Source organism: Planktothrix serta PCC 8927 (assembly GCF_900010725.2).
In the GTDB taxonomy this organism is placed as follows: Bacteria; Cyanobacteriota; Cyanobacteriia; order Cyanobacteriales; family Microcoleaceae; genus Planktothrix; species Planktothrix serta.
This window is the reverse complement of the sequence record NZ_LR734951.1, coordinates 1-201: the sequence shown is the minus strand read 5'-3', so window position 1 is coordinate 201 and position 201 is coordinate 1. Positions and strand designations below refer to the sequence as shown.

Annotated in this window: 1 pseudogene; it reads right to left on the bottom strand. The window is 49.8% G+C overall.

Annotated features, from left to right (window positions below):
• Positions 1-201: pseudogene (locus PL8927_RS27785) on the bottom strand (photosystem II q(b) protein); the annotation flags it as partial.

Sequence of the window (201 nt, the reverse complement as noted above, 5' to 3'; positions counted from 1 at the left end):
CAAAGCCACAGGAGCAGATTCACCAGAAGCTAAGTCTAAGGGGAAGTTGTGAGCGTTGCGCTCGTGCATTACTTCCATACCCAGGTTAGCGCGGTTTAACACATCAGCCCAAGTATTGATCACGCGACCGGTAGAGTCGATGATTGACTGGTTGAAGTTGAAACCGTTCAGGTTGAACGCCATTGTGGACACACCTAAAGC